An 18,645-nucleotide genomic window follows, 5' to 3' on the forward strand; every position below is an offset into this window, starting at 1 on the left:
ACCAATTAGGTTACCACCTTATTAGTAGGAACGAGACATGCAAATCGAAGTATCTTTTTCTCAAGTATTTAATCAAACAACTAATTTTGTCAAAAACCGTTTTTTACAACTCGTTATTATCAGTTTTATCGTCAGTTTAATTACAACATGTATCAGTAGTTATTTAATTGATCCACAAATGTTTAAACAATTATCGAGCACGACTATGACAGTCGATCAATTATTAATGTATGTATTAAAACCTGCGTTAATTAGTTTGGTCATCACTTTCATCATGCAAGCGATACTACTTGCTGTTGTTTATAACTATTCAATCCACGATAAATTCGATTTTAATCTTATCTTATCTCGAATGTTACCAAATGCGCTCAATATCATAAGTTTTTACCTAACTTATTTATTTATCATTCTGTTTGCTATGATATTTTTAACATTGATATTTATGATGTTGCAATTTATTTTACCCGCTAAAATGGTAACGTTTTTGTTTGGTGTATTAATCATTGCCGCAATATTGCTGATAGTAACAATTTCTTATTATTTTCAAGGTTCAATTATTGCACCTTCAACAAAAACGTTTATTCAACATTTTGTAGAAAGTCATAAATATGCCATTTCTTATTGGCGTTTAACCGTTCCAATGGTTTTAATTTATTGCACGGTATCAATTCTCTTTTCTATTGTCGATAGTGCACTTAATAACCTTGTAATAAATATCATCAGCTCAACTTTGCAAATACTCACAAGTATTTTTTGTATTTGTTTCTTCTATCGTCTTACTATTCTGTCAAAGAATGAGCAACTATCACATAACACACCTGAGCAAAATAATAATTTAACTATCTAACATTATTTACGCTTATTCTTAATCACTCTATTAACAAATGTGAATAGAGTGATTAAAATTAGACAATCATTTCTATTATCTAATTCTTTTGGAAAACACGATGACGCCCGCAATTGACCAACTAAAAAAATTGAGAATTCCATTCAAAATTCATCAATATGATCATGATCCTAATCAGACCCATTATGGTCAAGAAGCAGCAAATAAACTCGATCCAAGTTTACACATTACATCCAACCAAATATTTAAAACTTTAGTCGTAACTTTAAATGGCAATGATAAAACATTAGCAGTTTGTGTTGTACCTGTTGATTACCATTTGGATCTAAAAAAAGCGGCAAAAGCATTAAATTGTAAAAAAATAGAGTTGGCCGATGCCCATTTAGCGCAAAAAATCACGGGGTATTTGGTAGGAGGAATCAGTCCATTGGGACAAAAAAAACAGCTCACCACACTTATTGATCTTAGTGCTAATGATCTTAGCTCAATGTTGATATCTGGCGGTAAAAGAGGTCTCGAAATCGAAATTAAACCACAAGATCTTGTTAACGCATTACCTGCACAATTGGTTGATATTAAAGCCTAATTTGCTGATCATATCATGTTGGGTTAGTTTAATATTTATATGGTGATTTAAAACTTAAAATAGAATGATGGGAAAATACAAAGACCTTAAGGGATTACCTTAAGGCCTAAAATACCCTGTCAAAAGTAAATATCGACAGAAAAAAATTATTTAATTGCTTCTTTCAAGCTTTTACCTGATACGAACGCTGGTACTTTGCCTGCAGCAATTTTGATTTCTTTACCTGTTTTAGGGTTACGGCCGATACGAGCATTTCGATGATTAACTTTGAATGTACCAAAACCAACTAATTGCACTGGATCTCCAGCTTTTAATGATTCAGTAATAGCTGCTAAAGTTGCTTCTAATGCAGTTTTAGCTGCAACCTTAGTAATATCCGCTTTGCTAGCAATTGCATCTACAAGTTCTGTTTTATTCATGGAGATATCCTTACATAATTATTTTATTGTTAAAGTTAACATTATAAGCAATGTCAATAACCGACTTTGCCCCTGTAAACAATGTTTAGATTACATTGATGTTAAATGTAGTCTATATTCATCCAATGTTAAAGAAAAATTTAGTAAAAAATAAAAAAATAGGGCATTCAGCGGCTTAATCGCTCAAAAAAACACCAATATTGCTTATTTGAGCCGCCCTAATATCGTCTTTTAAACCCTTTATTAGATCAATCTTGTCATGAGATTCTTCGCGCAATAATCGAAATATTTCCCATTGCAAATCAAATTCTTCAATCACACTCGGTAAATTTAACTGTTCATCTTTGGAAAGATAAGTATCTAATTTTGTCATTTCGAATTCAGCTACCGTGGTTGCCGATATACTACTAACTTTTGCTGTATGTTCGGCAATATCATCCGTTAGATGAGCATGTATAAGCTCACTTAAGGCCTGACAAGCATCAATCGCAGGATAGATCATATAAGCGCTATCTTCATTCACAGTGGGAATAATCGCCTCTAATTTTTCTAATTGTAAATCAAAATTAATTTTAACTTTCTCAACTAATAATGACTCCCACATTAAATCAAGAATGTTTTTATAGCTTTTAGCATCATCTTCATTATGCTGTTGCTTGGTATAATAGACATAATTTGGGTACATTCGTTCACATAAGCAAACCATAAATAAATATTGTTGCCATGGTGCTAATTTTTCAACTCTTAACTGAACTGGATTTTTAATCATAATGAAACCTTTTAGACCGCTCGTGTACAGCCTCAATTAAATATTGTACATGTTCTACGGGAATATCTTGGTGAATACCATGCCCTAAATTAAAAATATGACCATTATGGCATCCAAATTCATTAAGCACAGCTTCAACATTTGATTCTATTGTTAACTTTCCGGCATACAACACAGATGGATCTAAATTGCCTTGTACCGCAATGCGTCCTTTTTGGGCAATATGGCTCAAATTCACAGTCCAATCAACACCAATTGCATCACATCCTGTATTCACAATACTATCTAACCATAACCCACCACCTTTGGTGAAAAGTGTGACTGGCACATAGGACGAAATAGCTTGAGTTTTATGACCTCGTTTTAATTTTGATAAAATTAACTGCATATAATGCAGTGAAAACGTTTGATAACATTGATGGCTTAAAACGCCACCCCAAGTATCAAATATCATGAGCGATTGAGCGCCCGCTTCGATTTGGGCATTTAAATATAACGCGATGCTTTCGGCAAGCTTTTCAAGAAGTAAATGTAAAACTTTCGGTTTGCTATACAGCATTTTTTTTATTTTAGTAAACGTTTTACTACTTCCCCCTTCAATCATATAAGTTGCTAATGTCCATGGGCTACCCGAAAATCCAATCAACGGAACTTTACCATTAAGTTCTTTTTTGGTTAGGCTTATTGCATCCATCACATATCTTAATGAATCATTTGGATCGGGAATAGGTAACTGCTCAATATCAGACAAGCTCGATATTGTTTGACGAAATTTTGGTCCTTCACCCGGCTCGAAATACAGACCTAATCCCATTGCATCAGGTATGGTCAATATATCAGAAAAAATAATAGCCGCATCAAGATCAAAACGCGTTAAGGGTTGTAAAGTCGCTTCACATGCCAGTTCTGGTGTTTGGCACATAGTCATAAAATTACCCGCCTTTGCGCGCAACTGTCTATACTCAGGTAAATAACGCCCAGCCTGACGCATCATCCAAACAGGGGTATAATCAACAGGTAGACATTGTAATGCGCGTAAATAACGATCATTTTTTAATTGGCTCATGATATCCGCTCTTTAAGTAACTATTATATTATGTCAAGCAATGCAACGTTAACATCACGTATCAGTAAAAAATCATAGCGTTTATTTGTGTTCTTGAGGTTGTGATAATGTGAGCTTAGCATAACGAATTAAAGTTTCAGAAATATTTTGCATTACACTACTTTCTGGCGCAAAACGATGCCAATAGAGCATACGTCTTTGATACAAGCCTTCGGTTAAGTTAACTAATTCACCATTTTTTAACTCTTGTTCAACTTGTAACATAGGAATCATACAACAGGCTGAACCTTGTTTAGCAAGTTGTACAAACGCTTCTGATGAACTGGTAATATGACAAATTACACTACCCGGTGTTAAGTTAAAATTTTCCTGTAAAAAAGCTTGATGCATATCATCTAAATGGTCAAAAGCAACAGCTGGTGCTTTGAGTAAAGATGATCGTGTCACACCATTTGGAAAGTATTTTTTGGCAAAATCAGGCGAAGCGACAAAAATGTAGTCGAGAGCACCAAGTAAATCAGATAAACAACCAGGTAAAGGATTAGCTTGAATACTAATTGCAGCAACGACCGTACCTAAACGCAACAGCTCTAAAGTATGCTCTTCATCTTTAATTTGTATATCAAATCGAAGAATATTTTTATCTAAAACTGGTTTTAAAGCCGGTAACACCCATGTAGCCAAAGAATCTGCATTAATCGCAATAGACAATGACAAAGGCGTGGTATTTTGTTCATTATCGCCTAACCATTGTTGTTCTAATAATTCGACCTGATGCAATAATCCTAACAGATGCTCCCCTTGTTTAGTTGCCTTTGGGGGGATTGTTCTCACTAATAGTTGTTGACCAAAAAAGCTTTCTAACTGTTTAATACGTTGTGACACCGCAGGTTGTGTGATACACAATTTATCTGCCGCTCTCTCAAATCCTCGCTCTTTTATTACTGCATCTAAGGCTTGTAATGCTCTATAATCTGGACGCTTCATAATCTCTTTATTAATAAATTGCTCATTGCTTGAATAATCGAGCTATTTTAATTGGCAAAGTTTTAAATAGATCTAAAACTTAAAATATTTTCTAAAAAATACTAATGATTTTTGCTTTCCAATTGGTTACTATGCCATATCTTCAATCATTTTGCTTTTAAAATTTTATTTTTTCGAGAAAATTATATTCTAAATACGGTGATACCATGACACAGGATGAATTAAAAAAAGCCGTCGGCTTTGCAGCGTTAAAATTTGTCAAACCCGATTCATTAGTTGGTGTAGGCACAGGGTCAACTGCATCATATTTTATTGATGCCTTAGCAACAATAAAGGATCAGATTAGAGGAACGGTTTCTAGTTCCGAAGCATCAACCCAAAAATTAAAAGATTATGGGATTCCCGTATTGGATTGTAATGAAGTTGATAGTTTAGATGTATATGTAGATGGTGCCGACGAAATTAATCATCTGTTGCAGATGATAAAAGGTGGAGGAGCCGCGTTAACGCGTGAAAAAATTGTCTCAGCATTATCCAAACAATTTGTGTGTATTGTTGATGAATCAAAAGTTGTCGATGTGCTTGGCAAATTTCCATTACCGGTAGAAGTGATCCCTATGGCGCGTTCTTATGTTGCACGTGAACTATTTAAACTCGGCGGTAAACCAATTTATCGTCAAGGTGTAATCACTGATAATGGCAATGTTATCTTAGATGTTCATGATCTTATCATTGCAAAACCAATGGAATTAGAAAATCGAATTAATAATATTGCTGGCGTTGTAACAGTAGGTCTATTTGCCAACAAAGGGGCTAATGTAGCACTGGTTGGAACCCGTTCAGGTGTAAAAGAAATTACACCGAGCTATTAGTTATCGCTTAGCTAATACGTTAATTTAAAAAATAAAAATATAACAATAAGCAGCAATAGATATGCTTAAATAAAGAGAGGAAAAAAATGGTTGTTCAGGCGTTAAGCAAAGATGATAATAAATTTTTATTACTCGAAGGTGTCCATCAAAGTGCAATTGATACATTAAAATCTGCAGGCTTTACCAACATTGAATATCATAAAGGTGCCCTATCGCCATCGGAGCTTCAACAAGCAATAAAAGATGCGCGATTTATTGGAATCCGATCAAGAACGCATTTAACCAAAGACATCATAGATGCAGCACCAAAACTTGCCGGAATTGGTTGTTTTTGTATTGGTACCAATCAAGTCGATCTAGATACAGCTGCCGTTAAAGGTATTCCGGTATTTAATGCACCATTTTCTAATACTCGATCGGTTGCTGAGCTGGTATTAGCCGAGGCAATTTTATTACTTCGTCGTGTACCCGAAGCCAATGCTAAAGCACATCAAGGAAAGTGGAATAAGATTGCAACTGGTTCTCATGAAGCTCGTGGTAAAAATTTAGGCATCATTGGTTATGGTCATATTGGCAGTCAATTAAGCGTTTTAGCGGAATCTTTAGGGATGAACGTCTATTTTTACGATATTGAAACCAAATTACCATTAGGTAATGCCAAACAAATTTCAACCATGAAGGAGTTGTTGCAATTAAGTGACATTGTTAGCTTACATGTCCCCGAAAATTCAACAACAATTAATATGATTAGTCAAAATGAAATTGATATGATGAAGTCCGACGCCATTCTTATCAATGCCTCTCGTGGTAAAGTTATCGATCTTGATGCATTAACTCAAGCACTACAAAGTCATAAATTAAGTGGCGCGGCTATCGATGTGTTTCCTACTGAACCGGCCACCAATAGCGATCCATTTGAATCACCTTTGTGCAAATTTGATAATGTCATCATAACGCCTCATATTGGTGGTTCAACCACTGAAGCTCAAGAAAACATTGGTATTGAAGTGGCAACAAAACTGGCTAAATACTCCGACACAGGTGCTACCTTGTCCGCTGTAAATTTTCCTGAAGCATCATTACCGATTCCGGCAAAAGGATCTAGCCGTTTTATCAACATACACAATAACCAACCCGGCGTATTGACAGCAATTAATACATTATTTGCAGAACAAGGATTGAATATCTCGGCTCAGTATTTACAGACCGATCCCAAAATTGGTTATGTTGTTATTGATATTGAAAGAGTAGAACAAAATAAAGCTGAGGAATTATTAGTTAAACTCAAAAGTGTACCGGGCACAATTAGAGCAAGATTACTCTTTTAAATAACTAAATAGACTCATAACGTGCTTAGAATAAAATATAGTCTATTTATAGTATAAAGGGGATTGATGAATTCTAAATCCCCTTAATCAATGAAATTAGCCTGATCTAAAATCACGATAACATGATTCTTTTTTGGCTAAACTCAGTAGCTTGTAAAGCTGTGTGAAAACAGCGCTTACCATTAAAGTTTTTAATGACTACTAATAAGTAATACAATTTTAAAAAAGTTATCTTAATAAAATAACGTTCTTTTTTGGATTGTGGTTGTATAGCAAATTAGTTATCCATTACTTTTACTTTGATAACGTTAATGTTGCGCTCAACGAATGCATCATAGTATTTATCATCTAAGTTATCATCAGTGATAATAGTATCAACAGCACTTAAATCACATACAACATTGGGGCTACGTCGCCCAAACTTTGAAGAATCTGCTAACAAAATTAATTTAGCAGCAGCTTTACTCATGGCAACACTGCCATGATAACTTTCATTAAATGTGGTTACACCTCCAACTAAATCTACACCATCAGCCCCCATAAAAAGTTTATCAAAAGTGTAACATTCAAAGGCTGCAATTGCTGAGGCATTATTATTATGAAATGATGCCGATTTTCGCCGGAAAGTGCCCCCCGTTAATATTATGGTTTGGTCGTTATCATTAGCAACTAATTCATTAACCATATGTAAACTATTGGTCATAATAGTAAGATTATTGAATCGGGCAAGCATTGGAATCATCTGGGCAACGGTACTACCTGCATCAAAAATAATCGAATCGCCCTCATGAATCAATTTTGCCGCTTCTTTAGCTATCGCTTTTTTTTGCGCAGTATTGATATAAGTTTTATGATCAATCGCCCTATCACCAATTTCCCTATTTAACATAGCCCCACCATAAGTACGCAGGACTAAACCACTTTCATTTAGTTGTGTAAGGTCTTTGCGAATAGTGGTACCTGTTGTTTTAAAATGGGCGACCAATTCATCAACACTGACTTGCCCGTGATTTTGTAGATATTCTAAAATAGCTGTTTGCCGTTGCTTTACTTTCATACCCAGTTACCACCACTTATCATTGTTAACCAACAAAATAAATTTATTTTAAAAAATATTATACTTCATTATGAAAGAAAATACTTTTCAAAATAAAAGTTATTTATTTGTTGTTAATGCAATAGTAAGCGCGCTTTGTGAGGCAAGATCATAGGGAAAAATGTTTTCTGGAATAATATTCGATACCAACATCCCATGTAACTGTGGAATGGGTTTAGGTAAAGCAAACACGGTAATACCTTTCATGCGGACTGAATCAATCACGACCTGATTTTTGTCTAACGATACCGCAATTAAAACCCTTGGTTTAAAACGTTTGGTTTTACTTCGACCAACGCCTAAATACGCCCCTTTTTTTAAAGCTAAAAAAGCTTGATTAAAACGGCGAATTTGCAACCAACTAAATACAATTTGAATACACCAAGCAATTAAAGCAACAATAATAAAAGTGGTTGTCATATTCATATGCGCTTTTCCAGTATTGATTGAGTTAAACAGAGTGCGAAAGCATTAAACTTGCTTTCGCACTTTATTTTAACTAGAACATCACTTGACCGCCAGTAATGTTAATTGATTGCCCAGTACAATAAGAGGCTTTGTCACTTGCATAAAATAGCAGTACATTGAGCACATCTTGATAATCACACCCCCGTTTAAGTGGCACTTTATCAATATATACTTGCTCAACTTCACTCTCTGGAATGCCTAATTTTTTAGCATATTGTGGAATTAGCGATTGAAACATGGGTGATTTAAGCAAATTACCTAACATTAATGAGTTAACAGTAATGCCATGATCAGCAAGATCCAGGGCCAAAGATTGAGTTAAGCCAACACCACCAAATTTAGCCGCACTATATCCTGAATTATGTTTGCTTCCAACTTTACCTGATTTAGAATTAATTTGAATAATTCGCCCCGCTGTTTTATGTTCAATCATTACTTTGGCAAATTCACGCGCACATAAAAAATAACCAGTAAGATTAACATTTACTGACAATTGAAAATCATTTAATGCAAAATTGGTAATTGGCGCTGCTCTGGCAATACCTGCACTGTAAACCATCAAATCAAGACGTTTAAAACAACTATTAACATCTTGAGCTAATTGGATAACACTTTCTTCGTTGGTCGCATCGACACCAAAACCTTTAGCCGTACCTGAACCATGTTTTTGATTAATTGCTTGAGCTACTTTATTAGCATTATCTATATTTAAATCAGCGACAACAACTTGATAACCAGCATCAGCAATACCATGACATAAAAATTCACCGAGTGTTTGCCCACCACCTATAATGACCGCGACTTGTTTCATTTTTATATTCCTTCATTACTTAAAATTTTAATTTCATCATTTACATTAAGTTGAATTGGCAGTTTACCTTGTACATGCACTGTACCTGGCAATTCCGCTTGCTGATTACCATCAAACCTTAGTGTGATATGACCTAATTCACGAAAATTAACGCTAGCAACATCACCAACAGAGGTGATTTGATAAATATGATTACCTAATTGTAATGATTGACCCACGGCGAGTTCCTGTTTTAAATCATCATGATTATGAATAAAACAGTAATCAGCTAAATCTGCTGGTGCGCCTTGTTTGAATAATATCAGCATCCCATCAGCTAAAGTAGCTTGCGCAAAGTCACCAATTTGATTAATAGTTGAATGATAAATAACCTTTGACATTATTAACCTTCTTTCTTCTTTAATGTGCGTTTATTCATTTCAAACTAGACAAAAGATCACAGCTTAAATATCTAGTTTTTCCCACAAATTATTGATAGATAAATAACGATACCGCCCAAGCAATAAGCACGGTTGGGGCGCCTGTTAAAAATCGACTAACCAAAACAGACGGTACGCCAACTCTAACCGTGTCTTGTTTAGCTTCGGCAAGTGATAAACCGACAGGAATAAAATCACATGCAGCTTGTGCATTAATTGCAAAAAGCGCAGGCAAAGCTAAATGCGGCGGAATATTGCCTAGCCCTATTTGTACACCAACTAAGGTACCAATGACTTGTGCAATAACGGCTCCAGGACCTAAAAATGGCGAAAGCAATGGGAAAGAACAAATTAAAGCTAAAATGACTAACCCAATGGGGTTATTGGCTAAAGGAACCAAACCATGAGCAATAAAATCACCTAATCCTGATGCAATAATGATACCGATTAAAGCTGATACAAAAGCCATAAAAGGTAAAATCGTTTTAAGGACAGTGTCGATAGTATCGCGACCAGCTTGGAAAAAAACGGCCACTCCCGATCCCATTCCTATGCCGATTTTGGCCAGTAAACCATCACTCTGTTCAGTAATTTTTTTACTACTGTCATAGTGTTTAAACTCAGAATCTTTATTAGCTTTAGCTTGCTGCGTTTGCGTGACAGAACTCTCTTTAACTGTCTGTGAGTCCTTATCGATTAATTTAATGTTATTAGGTTTTACCGCAGAAACATAAATATCTTCAACAATATATTGAGCCAAGGGACCGGATTTACCTGTAGCATGAATATTAATCGTAGGTACACGATTTTTTGGGTAAATACCACAACGTAACGTACCACCACAATCAATTACTGCAACACCGATTTCCTCTTTTGCTGGCTCACCTTCTTTAAAACCATCAATCGCTTCCCAACCCGTTAGTTGAACTAAAGTATCAACGATTGCCGGTCTTGTTCCTGCTGCAATGTAGACAATCTTTTTTCCTTCGATTACAGGTAATTCCAAAGGACCACCCCAACCTGCTTCGCCTTTTTCTATTCGAATAAATTTAGCCATTTTCGTTTCCTCTTTATCTTGATAGATGAATGTTATAGATGTACTTCTCTATCTAATTTAATCCCCATTTTTCTTTCAAAAACGGCAGTACAAAAATCGGTAATCCAACCTCGAAAGAAGTTTGTGACCAAACCAACAAGAAAATAACTAACCGCTAATGGACCTAATGGAAGATTCAACGTTGTTAGTCCAGCAGCAATACCTAAATACACAAACAGCTCACCAGGATTAACATGAGGAAAAAGTCCATTCATCGAGTGACAGCTATAAGAAGAAGCGGCATAGTAACTTGGCTTGTAATACTCTGGCATAAAACGCCCTAAACTTAATGTCATCGGATTACAAAAAACAAAGGTTCCAATTAATGGTAGTAGTAAGTACCGAGAAATTGGATTACCAGCGCAAGCCTGTGCTAGGCGTTCTATACGATCTTGCCCAATAAATTTAATTACTGCATTCATCACAACCAGTAAAGAGATTAATAACGGTAAAATTCCTGTTACCATTCCTACTAATACTTTACCTCCCTCTTGGAATAGCCCTATAAACCATTCAGCACCAAATGAAATAGCGTCAATCATATTGCCTCCTATTAAGTTAAACTTTGTCGACATATTAACAACATTAAAAGAAAAAACTTTTATATAGATCACAATTTGAAACATTTTCTTTCATTTTGAAAGAAAATGTTTCAAAAAAAATGGGAGAACATAAAACAAGACAAAAATAATAGTTTGCTGAAATAGCAGTAATAGCTAAAAATAGTTGATTTTCATTGGACATTAACGCTGAGTTGGCGTAATTTTATATAAGAAAATTTATTTATTATTTAACCGAGGAGAATGTGTTATGGCTAAAACGACTAACTCTACAAAAAGCGCCAAAAAACTTCAACAAGCAGCAATTTTATTCCCAACTGATTTAGGTGAAAAAGCATCAAAAGATATCTCTAGTGCTATGAATTCAGTATTAGCTGATGTATTTGCTTTATATTTAAAAACTAAAAACTTCCATTGGCATGTAAGCGGTCCTCATTTTCGTGATTATCACTTAATGTTAGATGATCATGGTGAAGAATTATTTGCGATGACTGATCCTATCGCTGAACGCGTGCGTAAATTAGGTGGAACCACCCTTCGTTCAATCGGTCATATTTCAAAATTACAAAGTATTTCTGATAATGATGCTGATTTTGTTGAACCATCAGATATGCTTGCTGAACTTTGCCAAGATAATATTAAACTTACATCTCGTATGCGTGAAGCACACGATATTTGCGATAAATATAATGATACCGCTACAGCAAGCTTAATCGAAGAGTGGATCGATCAAACTGAAAGACGTGCTTGGTTCTTATTTGAAACAGGTCGTAAAATGGATTCTTCTGGTCATTAATATTTGTTATATTTAATAATAAATAACAATAATTAAGAGACACAAACTGTGTCTCTTAATTTTATAAGATATTAGGGAGAATAGAAAATGAGTAAAAAAATTGCGGTATTAGTAGGTAGTTTACGCAAGGATTCTTTTAACTTAAAAGTCGCAAAAATATTTCAAGAAATTGCACCTCCATCACTCTCATTACAACTAATTTCTATTGGTGATTTGCCTTTATATAATGAAGATATTGACACCGATACACCACCTTCATCTTACACCCGTTTTCGTCAAGAAATCGCAGCATGCCAAGGCGTAATTTTTGTCACACCTGAGTATAATCGAGGCTTACCAGCTGTTATCAAAAATGCTTTAGATGTGGGTTCTCGTCCTTACGGTAAAAGCGTTTGGTCGAAAAAACCAGCAGCAGTTGTTTCTGTTTCACAAGGTGCAATCGGTGGATTTGGTGCAAATCATCAATTACGCCAATCTTTAGTATTTTTAGATATGCCGACACTACAACAACCCGAAGCTTATATTGGAAATATCAATTCATCTTTCGATGAAAACGGCAACATAACGGCAAAAACTAAAGAATTCCTTTCTCTAATCATTAATAGCTATGCAAGTTGGGTTGAAAAACTCAATTAATAGTCCTTTATTTCCGTATTCACAGCCAATATAATTGGCTGTGAATATTTCGCCATTAAGTTAATGCCTTTACATGCCAATATTTTTTCCTAATTGTGAACAAGAATTATTACAACGAGCTGAATTAGCAGCTGGTTATACTTTTGCTGATATCGCAAAATATTTGAATATGCCGATGCCACAAAATCTTACTAAACAAAAAGGTTGGGTTGGCAATCTAATTGAAACTTTTTTGGGAGCAAATGCAGGTAGTAAGGCCGAACGGGATTTTGCTAGTTTAGGCATTGAACTTAAAACCATTCCCATTGATAACCAGGGAAAACCTTTAGAAACCACTTTTGTTAGTGTAGCCCCTTTGATGGCAAACCACGGGGTCATTTGGGAAACAAGTCATGTCAAATATAAATTGACTAAAGTGCTTTGGATCCCAATACAAGGAGAAAGAACTATTGCATTGGCAGATCGCAAAGTTGGTCGTCCTATTTTGTGGATGCCATCCCCTCAACAAGAACAACAGCTAAAACAAGATTGGCAAGAACTGATGGATATGATCACTCTTGGCCAAGTTGAAAAAATTACAGCTCGCTATGGAACCTATTTACAAATTCGCCCCAAAGCGGCTAACGGTCGTGCATTAACAGAAGCAATTGGTGAAAATGGTCAAATTATTTTAACTCGACCTCGCGGTTTTTATTTAAAAAAGTCATTTACTTGGAAAATTTTAAATAACGCAATTAAATAATATTACCACTCAGTTATTTTAATAAATGCAGTAATAAATACCATTAATTTACCACCAACAATATGATTGATAACACTGTAATGATTATCAAACTCTCTGTCCTATTTTTTACCAATCTTCTCACTTTGTTATTTAACTACACCTTATTTTTTACGAAAGCGATTTAGGTGGGATCAATTGTGTCAACAAAAAACAGACTAAGGATATTTTTAAGCATAATACTTGTCTGATTTTTACCTTAGGACTATCAGCGGTATTGCTGAAAAGTTATCTATTGCTAAAAAAGGTATTGTTATTTTCACTAAAAAAATATTCCAACATTTAAACAATGTGTTTAAATTATTAGCTCAAAACGTGTTGCGGCTATCACTATAATGGTCTTTTTTACTAACAAGTTACTGTTGGTTGTATTGTATGCTTTTTACTAAAATTATTAGCGTTGTTACCATTTTCACTATCGCATTGATATGCTGCATAAATGCATAACAAATTTTATTTATAACAGATAAAACAGCGTCCATATTTGGTAATTTTACTGCTAATGTTAAAGGTACATTATTGCCGCTGTTATTAGTGGTTTGCCATTGTATATTTTACGGTGCTGGTTTTGCCATTTTTTGTTTTATCAGGCATTAAAGAAAAAGTTTTACCAAAAACGGATTGTGCAAGCTTATCGTTGTTCATAAAATTATTAGTTAAATTATTCAAGTGACAGTAAAAGAGTTATCAGTTTTATTAAGCTGATAACTCAAATACATCTAATGATTAGGCAAATCACCGACCCAAAAGTCGATTTATAGTGAATTAATTTATTTGATATTGAACATTAATATTTTTGAGTTGCGTTGATAATTGTAAAGTTGTTTCTTTTTAATCGGCAAATCATCAACTTCAGCTGGATTGAACCCTTTTTCTCTAAACCAATGAATACTCCGGGTTGTGAGTACAAAAATTTTTTCCAATCCTAGATTAGTGGCGCTTTCAGCGATTTTTTCGATCAACAGATCGCCGCGCGATGAATTTCGATACTGCGGATGGATAGCAACGCAAGCCATTTCGCCCATTTTTTCTTCGGGATATGGATAAAGTGCTGCACAACCAATAGTCATATTATCACGTTGAATGATTGTAAATTTATCAATTTCCATCTCTAACTGTTCTCGTGAACGTTTAACTAAAATGCCTTGTTCTTCAAGTGGACGAATAAGTTCTAAAATACCACCAATATCGTTGATTGTTGCTGTGCGAATTTGTTCAGAATGTTGCATTGCTACTTGTGTACCAATGCCATCACGCGAGAATAGTTCTTGCAAAATTGCGCCATCGACTAAATAACTGACTAAATGACTTCGTCTTACGCCATTGCGACAAGCTTTCGATGCTGCCCGTAAAAATCGAGCTTCGCTCGAAAGCGGCTTTCCATGCTGTTCTTTTTGATTAACATAGTTATCAGCATCAATAGGAAAAAGATCTGTAATTACTTTACCCTGTTCGTCAAGCACCCCCTGCTCAGCGCAAAAACTAATTAATTTATCGGCTTTCAAACGTATTGCAACTTCGGCTGCAACATCTTCTGAAGATAAATTAAAACTTTCCCCTGTTACCGATACCCCCACAGGTCCAAGTAATACAATTGAACCGCGATTTAATTGCTCATCTATCGCTTCAAAGTTAATTCGGCGAATTTTGCCTGTATGGCAATAATCAATACCATCATCAACACCAAGTGGCTGAGCAATAACAAAATTGCCACTTACCACATTAATATGCGCACCTTGTAATGGCGTATTATTTAAGCACATTGATAGACTGGCTGTAATATTGAGCTGCAATAGCCCTGTAACTTGTTTAACAATATCTAGCGTGTTGGCATCAGTAATTCGCGTATTCTTATGATAGTTAGGTTCAATATTATGATGTTTAAGTGATTCGTCAATTTGATTACGTGCACCATTAACTATAACCAGTTTTATACCAAGACTGTAAAGCAACCCGATATCACTAATAATGCTTGAATAATTATTACTTTTTAATACCGCGCCTGTTAATAAAATTACAAACGTTTTTCCATGATGAGCATTGATATAAGGTACTGAATGTCTTAGCCCTTCGACTAATTCAGTTGTTCTTTCTTTCATCTTAATCACCGTTATCAAAATGAATATTTATTCACATTTATTGTAATTTTATTTATTTTTAATTTAATGGCAAGTAATATTTTCAAAATCGATTAAAAGCTGAAAATTAGACAAATTAAGATCAACGAACATAAATTGATCATAACTGTATTTAACAATAACCACTAAGACCAACCATATTGATTAACAAATGCAGTGATAAACTTGAACTTTAAACCATAGCATTAAATAGGCATGCTTTTTTTAAGCATGCCTTATCATGTTTCATGATTATTAGACAGACAACCCAATAGGTTTAAGAAATGATCTATAAATTATTTTTTGATTGAGCAACTTTTTAATTATTTATCCGTAATTGTATGCGATACGTTAAAAACGGTTCGGTAACGCATCAATACAACAATAGCCAATATGGTACCAATCCCCGCTATTATGGCATCACTCAACATAACATAACGTAAACCCAAATTAGTTGATACCCAGCCAATTAAAAACGGGATTATGGCGGTTGCAATACTGGAAGAAGTAAAAAATATACCCAGCACTTTACCCTTACCTGATGGAAAAAATTCAGCCATGGTGGTAAGTGCAAGTTGTAAAACGCCGCCTGCCGCAGTAAAACCAAGTACAAAACCACCGATCATACATAATGCAGGGGTTGGGTTAAAATACATTACTATCAACATGATAGTTGAAAGTAGTGGATAAAACACAACAATATACACAGGTTTAATTAAGCTTTTCACCAAAAGTGAAGTTAAAAATACACTGGCAAGTGTCCCAATACCATAAGAAGAAAAAGCTTGTACTGCACCCGAAGAATCCATACCCGCAACTGTTTGTGAAAAATCTTTTAAACAAGACGAAACCAGATAAAAGGTCGCGGTTGAAGTGAAACCAATGATGATAAAACAGATACCTTCTATCCAAAAATTAGCCTTTTGTTTTAAAACAGGCGTTGTTTTTTCATTTTTTTCTAGATTCTCTAGCTCTTGCTCTGGCGTGAGTTTGTGGTTTGGAAAAGGCATCTTAAACACTATCAATGCATTTAACCCTAAAATAACGCAACAAAAAATGAATGACCAACCATAATATGCTTGGTTAGCCATAATCATGCCGACAATGATAGGCAACAAGGATTGCCCTGCTGCAATAGCTGCTTTAATTAAAATAGATGCTGAGCCCGGTGATTTAGGAAAAGCTTCCATAAGCGCTGGATAAGTACCGGCATCAAGTGTTGAGTTGGCAATGCCACCTAAAATAGCAAACATAAAGGCAATTTGTACACTCGGGCTAACTAAAATTCCTAGTAGAAAACCGATATAAAACAATCCACCTAAAACAATGAAGGGTTTACGACCAAGTCTGTCGGATAACGATCCCATAATAAATAATACTAATAATCGGCCTATACCCAATCCCATCATCACGTTGTAAACACTTTGCTTTGCTTCGCTGATCAAATTTAATTGTACTGCCGTGAGTACCTCTTTATTTAAAGTAAACAGATAAGCAGATTGTGGGTTAAATTGAGCAGCTAAATAATCAATATTTAATCCCAAAATAATCGCGCCCATTCCATGCACAAAGTAGTTGATATATAAACAACTTGCTGTGCCCCAATATCGGTTTTTCATTCCTCAATTCCTATATATATCAAAAAGGTATTATTTTTAATTTTGTTTTAATATTGAACACAAATACTTAAATCAATCATTATATTTTTGTAATATCAATAACGTTTTTAAATCGATAAAAAACAATTGAACCTAAGATTAAACTTAATGACGCAATAAAAAAATCAATCAAAATTGCATAACTAACATCAATCATAGCAAGTTTTGGCACAATCAGTGGAATAACCACAAAAGATAATCCACTAAAAGTATACATACAACCAACAGCAAGGCCTTTACGGCTTGGAAACATTTGTTGCATTACCACTAAAGTTAATTGAAGTACACCACCGGCTGCGGTAAATCCCATACCAATTGCTGCAATAACGCACATAACAGGTGAAATATTAAAATAAAAAATAATCAGAACAATAGCTGACAATGCAGGTAATATTATGATGCAAAAGATAGGTTTCAAAAAATGTTTAACGACAAAAGCAGTCACAAATACCGATATAATCGATGCGGTACTGTAATAGCTAATTAATTGTTTAGCATCAAGGTCACTCATATTTACGCCTTCAGTTGCAATAGTTGGCAACCATTGCAAAATAATGACAAATGTTGCTGTTGTAGTAAATCCCATAATGATCAATAAAATGCCTTCAAATGCAAATTTAGGATGGCTTTTGAAATAGTTCTCTGAACCTTGGCCACCTTTAATTGAAGTATCTTTGTGAGGAAATTTTTTAGGTAATAATAATATGCCATTTATCACTAAATAGGCCGTAAAGCCAAGAAAAGCCCAACCATACCAAATTTGATTAGTGTCAAAAAAAGTAACGATAAAAGGAAGTACTAAAGTCCCAATAGAAATAAACGCTTTTATTAACACACTTGCTGAACCGGCAGAACTTGGAAAGCATTCAGTCAATGCAGGCATGGAACCTGTGTCTAAAAAAGAATTCCCCGCCCCAACTGCAATGGCCAGACAAAAAGCGAGATGAATGTTGGTACAAAATATCATACCAATAAAGAAAACCGCGTAACACGCCATACCGAGGAAAATAAAAAGCTTACGACCAAATTTATCTGAAAGTATTCCACCAACAAACATTAAAAAGATTTTTCCAATACCTATACCTGAAGCAACATAGCCTAATCCAATAAGATCAGTGTTAAGCTGTTTTGTAAGATCAATGGAAAATTGCATAATCACAATTAGTGCAATACTTTGAATGATATAATTAGCGTAAATAGACCCGACAATTCCATAAGAATTGACTTTTAACGTATCCATTTGTCGTACTCCATATTTGAAATATATTTAAAACTAAACTGTTAATCGAATTCAATATACAAGTATTAATATTAATCTAAAAGCGATAACTAT

General features: G+C 34.7%; 20 protein-coding genes. 7 read left to right on the forward strand and 13 right to left on the reverse strand.

Translation table 11 applies throughout. The annotated features are described in order from the left end of the window. Window positions 1-37 precede the first annotated feature (37 nt). The gene (locus J3U59_RS10990) at window positions 38-847 is read left to right on the forward strand and encodes a hypothetical protein (protein WP_267334289.1); all 810 of its coding nucleotides are present in this window, start codon (window positions 38-40) and stop codon (window positions 845-847) included. Between the two features lie 100 nt (window positions 848-947). Then, window positions 948-1,433, forward strand: coding sequence for a Cys-tRNA(Pro) deacylase (ybaK, locus tag J3U59_RS10995; RefSeq protein WP_267334288.1), 486 nt, complete (start codon window positions 948-950; stop codon window positions 1,431-1,433). Between the two features lie 146 nt (window positions 1,434-1,579). On the opposite strand, the gene J3U59_RS11000 is transcribed toward ybaK, so the two are convergent. From J3U59_RS11000 to J3U59_RS11015, 4 genes are all read right to left on the reverse strand, one after another. After that, window positions 1,580-1,852 carry an HU family DNA-binding protein gene (locus J3U59_RS11000; protein ID WP_065634002.1) on the reverse strand — a complete coding sequence of 91 codons (273 nt, stop codon included), beginning with the start codon at window positions 1,850-1,852 and terminating at the stop codon, window positions 1,580-1,582. Between the two features lie 175 nt (window positions 1,853-2,027). Continuing rightward, on the reverse strand, window positions 2,028-2,621 hold the full coding sequence (locus tag J3U59_RS11005) for a YjaG family protein (protein WP_267334287.1): 594 nt from the start codon (window positions 2,619-2,621) through the stop codon (window positions 2,028-2,030). Next, window positions 2,614-3,687, reverse strand: coding sequence for a uroporphyrinogen decarboxylase (gene hemE / locus J3U59_RS11010; RefSeq protein WP_267334286.1), 1,074 nt, complete (start codon window positions 3,685-3,687; stop codon window positions 2,614-2,616). Before hemE ends, J3U59_RS11005 begins: the two co-directional genes overlap by 8 nt. Before the next feature lie 81 nt (window positions 3,688-3,768). Beyond that, window positions 3,769-4,674 (reverse strand): LysR family transcriptional regulator ArgP, encoded by a 906-nt coding sequence (locus tag J3U59_RS11015; protein WP_267334285.1) that lies wholly within the window; start codon window positions 4,672-4,674, stop codon window positions 3,769-3,771. A gap of 206 nt (window positions 4,675-4,880) precedes the next feature. Here J3U59_RS11015 and rpiA point away from each other — a divergent pair, with 206 nt between their 5' ends. Beyond that, window positions 4,881-5,546 carry a ribose-5-phosphate isomerase RpiA gene (gene rpiA, locus J3U59_RS11020; RefSeq protein ID WP_267334284.1) on the forward strand — a complete coding sequence of 222 codons (666 nt, stop codon included), beginning with the start codon at window positions 4,881-4,883 and terminating at the stop codon, window positions 5,544-5,546. A gap of 86 nt (window positions 5,547-5,632) precedes the next feature. Continuing rightward, on the forward strand, window positions 5,633-6,874 hold the full coding sequence (serA, locus tag J3U59_RS11025) for a phosphoglycerate dehydrogenase (RefSeq protein WP_267334283.1): 1,242 nt from the start codon (window positions 5,633-5,635) through the stop codon (window positions 6,872-6,874). 277 nt (window positions 6,875-7,151) lie between these two features. On the opposite strand, the gene srlR is transcribed toward serA, so the two are convergent. From srlR to srlA, 6 genes are all read right to left on the reverse strand, one after another. Beyond that, window positions 7,152-7,931 carry a glucitol operon DNA-binding transcriptional repressor SrlR gene (gene srlR, locus J3U59_RS11030; protein WP_267334282.1) on the reverse strand — a complete coding sequence of 260 codons (780 nt, stop codon included), beginning with the start codon at window positions 7,929-7,931 and terminating at the stop codon, window positions 7,152-7,154. Between the two features lie 99 nt (window positions 7,932-8,030). Beyond that, window positions 8,031-8,396, reverse strand: coding sequence for a transcriptional regulator GutM (locus J3U59_RS11035; protein ID WP_267334281.1), 366 nt, complete (start codon window positions 8,394-8,396; stop codon window positions 8,031-8,033). A gap of 73 nt (window positions 8,397-8,469) precedes the next feature. Further along, window positions 8,470-9,249 (reverse strand): sorbitol-6-phosphate dehydrogenase, encoded by a 780-nt coding sequence (gene srlD / locus J3U59_RS11040; protein WP_267334280.1) that lies wholly within the window; start codon window positions 9,247-9,249, stop codon window positions 8,470-8,472. Between the two features lie 2 nt (window positions 9,250-9,251). Next, the gene (gene srlB / locus J3U59_RS11045; RefSeq protein ID WP_267334279.1) at window positions 9,252-9,629 is read right to left on the reverse strand and encodes a PTS glucitol/sorbitol transporter subunit IIA; all 378 of its coding nucleotides are present in this window, start codon (window positions 9,627-9,629) and stop codon (window positions 9,252-9,254) included. Between the two features lie 88 nt (window positions 9,630-9,717). Then, window positions 9,718-10,725, reverse strand: a complete 1,008-nt coding sequence (locus J3U59_RS11050) for a PTS glucitol/sorbitol transporter subunit IIB (RefSeq protein ID WP_267334278.1) — start codon at window positions 10,723-10,725, stop codon at window positions 9,718-9,720. Window positions 10,726-10,757: 32 nt separating this feature from the next. Then, window positions 10,758-11,306: a glucitol/sorbitol-specific PTS transporter subunit IIC gene (gene srlA, locus J3U59_RS11055; protein ID WP_065633991.1), complete on the reverse strand. Its 549-nt coding sequence runs from the start codon at window positions 11,304-11,306 to the stop codon at window positions 10,758-10,760. Between the two features lie 268 nt (window positions 11,307-11,574). Between srlA and J3U59_RS11060 the strand changes: the two genes are divergently transcribed. From J3U59_RS11060 to mutH, 3 genes are all read left to right on the forward strand, one after another. After that, on the forward strand, window positions 11,575-12,120 hold the full coding sequence (locus J3U59_RS11060) for a Dps family protein (RefSeq protein ID WP_065633990.1): 546 nt from the start codon (window positions 11,575-11,577) through the stop codon (window positions 12,118-12,120). An 87-nt stretch (window positions 12,121-12,207) separates the two neighbouring features. After that, on the forward strand, window positions 12,208-12,756 hold the full coding sequence (locus tag J3U59_RS11065) for an NADPH-dependent FMN reductase (protein ID WP_267334277.1): 549 nt from the start codon (window positions 12,208-12,210) through the stop codon (window positions 12,754-12,756). A 73-nt stretch (window positions 12,757-12,829) separates the two neighbouring features. Then, on the forward strand, window positions 12,830-13,498 hold the full coding sequence (mutH, locus tag J3U59_RS11070; RefSeq protein WP_267334276.1) for a DNA mismatch repair endonuclease MutH: 669 nt from the start codon (window positions 12,830-12,832) through the stop codon (window positions 13,496-13,498). Between the two features lie 809 nt (window positions 13,499-14,307). Here mutH and argA read toward each other — a convergent pair. The 3 genes from argA to J3U59_RS11085 all read right to left on the reverse strand — a co-directional run bounded on the left by argA (window position 14,308) and on the right by J3U59_RS11085 (window position 18,552). Next, window positions 14,308-15,636, reverse strand: coding sequence for an amino-acid N-acetyltransferase (gene argA, locus J3U59_RS11075; RefSeq protein ID WP_267334275.1), 1,329 nt, complete (start codon window positions 15,634-15,636; stop codon window positions 14,308-14,310). 341 nt (window positions 15,637-15,977) lie between these two features. Then, the gene (locus J3U59_RS11080) at window positions 15,978-17,273 is read right to left on the reverse strand and encodes an MFS transporter (protein ID WP_267334274.1); all 1,296 of its coding nucleotides are present in this window, start codon (window positions 17,271-17,273) and stop codon (window positions 15,978-15,980) included. Between the two features lie 79 nt (window positions 17,274-17,352). Continuing rightward, complete coding sequence (locus tag J3U59_RS11085) at window positions 17,353-18,552, reverse strand: MFS transporter (protein WP_267334273.1); 1,200 nt, start codon at window positions 18,550-18,552, stop codon at window positions 17,353-17,355. Between the last annotated feature and the right edge of the window lie 93 nt (window positions 18,553-18,645).

The sequence above is a fragment of the Gilliamella sp. B3783 genome (assembly GCF_026536125.1).
In the GTDB taxonomy this organism is placed as follows: domain Bacteria; phylum Pseudomonadota; class Gammaproteobacteria; order Enterobacterales; family Orbaceae; genus Gilliamella.

Coding starts and splice junctions, on each gene's coding strand:
- J3U59_RS11085 (WP_267334273.1), bottom strand. CDS start 18,552: ATGGATACGTTAAAAGTCAATTCTTATGGAATTGTCGGGTCTATTTAC.
- hemE (WP_267334286.1), bottom strand. CDS start 3,687: ATGAGCCAATTAAAAAATGATCGTTATTTACGCGCATTACAATGTCTA.
- J3U59_RS11060 (WP_065633990.1), top strand. CDS start 11,575: ATGGCTAAAACGACTAACTCTACAAAAAGCGCCAAAAAACTTCAACAA.
- srlB (WP_267334279.1), bottom strand. CDS start 9,629: ATGTCAAAGGTTATTTATCATTCAACTATTAATCAAATTGGTGACTTT.
- J3U59_RS10990 (WP_267334289.1), top strand. CDS start 38: ATGCAAATCGAAGTATCTTTTTCTCAAGTATTTAATCAAACAACTAAT.
- argA (WP_267334275.1), bottom strand. CDS start 15,636: ATGAAAGAAAGAACAACTGAATTAGTCGAAGGGCTAAGACATTCAGTA.
- srlR (WP_267334282.1), bottom strand. CDS start 7,931: ATGAAAGTAAAGCAACGGCAAACAGCTATTTTAGAATATCTACAAAAT.
- J3U59_RS11005 (WP_267334287.1), bottom strand. CDS start 2,621: ATGATTAAAAATCCAGTTCAGTTAAGAGTTGAAAAATTAGCACCATGG.
- mutH (WP_267334276.1), top strand. CDS start 12,830: ATGCCAATATTTTTTCCTAATTGTGAACAAGAATTATTACAACGAGCT.
- srlA (WP_065633991.1), bottom strand. CDS start 11,306: ATGATTGACGCTATTTCATTTGGTGCTGAATGGTTTATAGGGCTATTC.
- serA (WP_267334283.1), top strand. CDS start 5,633: ATGGTTGTTCAGGCGTTAAGCAAAGATGATAATAAATTTTTATTACTC.
- srlD (WP_267334280.1), bottom strand. CDS start 9,249: ATGAAACAAGTCGCGGTCATTATAGGTGGTGGGCAAACACTCGGTGAA.
- J3U59_RS11080 (WP_267334274.1), bottom strand. CDS start 17,273: ATGAAAAACCGATATTGGGGCACAGCAAGTTGTTTATATATCAACTAC.
- J3U59_RS11065 (WP_267334277.1), top strand. CDS start 12,208: ATGAGTAAAAAAATTGCGGTATTAGTAGGTAGTTTACGCAAGGATTCT.
- ybaK (WP_267334288.1), top strand. CDS start 948: ATGACGCCCGCAATTGACCAACTAAAAAAATTGAGAATTCCATTCAAA.
- J3U59_RS11050 (WP_267334278.1), bottom strand. CDS start 10,725: ATGGCTAAATTTATTCGAATAGAAAAAGGCGAAGCAGGTTGGGGTGGT.
- rpiA (WP_267334284.1), top strand. CDS start 4,881: ATGACACAGGATGAATTAAAAAAAGCCGTCGGCTTTGCAGCGTTAAAA.
- J3U59_RS11015 (WP_267334285.1), bottom strand. CDS start 4,674: ATGAAGCGTCCAGATTATAGAGCATTACAAGCCTTAGATGCAGTAATA.
- J3U59_RS11000 (WP_065634002.1), bottom strand. CDS start 1,852: ATGAATAAAACAGAACTTGTAGATGCAATTGCTAGCAAAGCGGATATT.
- J3U59_RS11035 (WP_267334281.1), bottom strand. CDS start 8,396: ATGAATATGACAACCACTTTTATTATTGTTGCTTTAATTGCTTGGTGT.